The 2,330-nt window shown below is 30.8% G+C and carries 1 protein-coding gene; it reads right to left on the minus strand.

The window, feature by feature from the left end:
* The coding region (locus tag HY951_06545; protein MBI5539700.1) for a hypothetical protein at positions 1-2,268 on the minus strand (2,268 nt) is incomplete at its 3' end.
* Positions 2,269-2,330: the final 62 nt, after the last annotated feature.

Here is a 2,330-nt window from a genome sequence, read left to right on the forward strand (position 1 = left end):
ATTATAAGTATATGGCGGAGCCCCGCCAACAACTATGTTGTTTAGTTGATAAGGCTGTCCTTTGCATATTGTTGGATTTTGTGTATATAAATGTGCAACTGTATTTGTGTCTGTATAAATTTCTCCACATACCCAACCTTGGGTATTGTAAAAGTTAATAATCTGAGAAGTTCTTTCTTTTAATAATGACACAGAACTTAAATTATTTCCAAAATAATCTATTGCATTTGGAAAAGCAATATCTAAACAAATTGCTTTTCCTGCAAGTAATGTAAAAGGACCTACTTTTCCTATACCAGTCCTAATACCCGGACTATTATTTGCAGTTACTTCTGACCAACCTGCTGGATTATTAGGATCGCTACTATAACAATAGTTAGTATAAACTGAACCCCCATGACCATTTCCTCCAAATGTATACGAAGTTCCATCCATCCAATAACCATTTAATATATTATAATATTCCATACTTGTTTCTGGCCCTATTCCTCCACCGATTCCTGCAATATCATTAAAATAATTAAAAGAAGATAAAGGTGAACTTAAAAAAACAACTCCTTGTGCCGGTATGTGTGTACCATATAAATCATCTGATACTGTTGCATTATATCCATAATATAAACTTAAAATGCTATCGCAACCAATATAATCATTGATATAATCACCAATAGTTAAATTTGACTGTATTCCAATATAAAAATCACTATAATTATTTGATGAATAATTGTAAATTTTGTAATTGTTAAATACAGTATTTGCAATAGCAGAATCAGTTGAATTAAATGAATATGTTAATGAATGAACTTCAACTCCTAAAGGTAGTCCACCTGAACCATGGGTATAGGCAAGATCATTATAAATTGACAATATCGCCTGATCTCCACGTATTAGAGGATAATCACCATTTTGAGGATCGTACAAATTGTTACTATTAGCATCAATATAATCTGCAGTAGGGGCGGGCCATTCAGAAATTGATTTTGGAATAACATAACTGGGTTGGTTATAATTTAAAATATGAAAATCTATTTCTGATTTTGAAATTTTCCAGACTCTATTCCATATGCTATCATCAATAAAAGTATTCAAATTTGAAAGAAGTGATCCTGGCCAGGTGTCATTATCTTGTGCATTAGTGGCTCTTCCAAGTAAATGGAGTAAATGATTTTGATCAATTCCACCCATCCATATTGAACTACCCCAAATAGTAGAAATATTGGTATTCTTAGGTACTTTAAAGGCAGGTTGACCATTTGGGGTTGCAAAAAGATAACCGCTGGCATTTATGCCTGCTGAAATATTATTTGTATCAAGATAATCAAATCTATCAGGTGGAATAAGATATCTTTTAAACTCAATTAGTCCAGAAGAATTACCGGCATAAATATTATTGTTAAAACTTTTAATTGCTACAATATTACTCCAGATAAAGCCATTATTAAGATTAAAATGTGTAAATATTGTTCCATTGTACTTTGATATTCCAACATCATAATAACCAATTAATATGTTGCCTAAACCATCTTCATTTATGGAAGTTATAAAGTTACTTAATAATCCATCGGATGTTGTTAATGTAGAAAAACTAGTTCCATTATATTTTACTAAACCTAAGTTGGTTCCTATCCATATGTTTCCTGAGACATCACAATATATTGCTTTTATACTATTTGAAGGCAATCCATTACCAGTATTATAATTTGTAAATGTAGTACCATCAAAAACTGAAATTCCTAATGCAGTTCCAATCCATATATTTCCTGTCAAGTCCTCGCAAATAGAAGATATCCCATTTGTTATAAGACCGTTTGCGGTTGTATAATTAGTGAAAGTGAGTCCATTATATTTTGATAACCCTGATGAAAAAGTTCCTATCCATAACATTCCACCTGAACCTGATGCCAGAGCAGTTATATTATTTGATGGCAACCCATTTGTAGTATTATAATTAACAAATCCCGAACCGTTAGTTTTACTTAACCCATTTTGTGTTCCAATCCAAACATTTCCTGATACATCTGTGGTAAGTGATTTTATATTATTATGAGGTAACCCATTTAAAGTACTAAAATATGTAAAAGTAGTACCATTAAATTTATTTAATCCAGAGGAACAGCCTATCCATAGGTTACCAGAATTATCAGCTGTAAGGCTCTTTACAAGATTCCCATTTAATCCATTGGTATTATTATATAATTTAAAAACCTGAGCTGTATTATTTGTTATTGAAAACCCAATTACCAATAATATAAGTAATGTTTTTTTCATATTATTTTAATTTAGTATTAATTTTGTCTTCAGTATTTTGTTATTTGTTTGCAATTCCAGAA

The organism is Bacteroidia bacterium, from assembly GCA_016218155.1.
GTDB lineage: Bacteria > Bacteroidota > Bacteroidia > Bacteroidales > GWA2-32-17 > GWA2-32-17.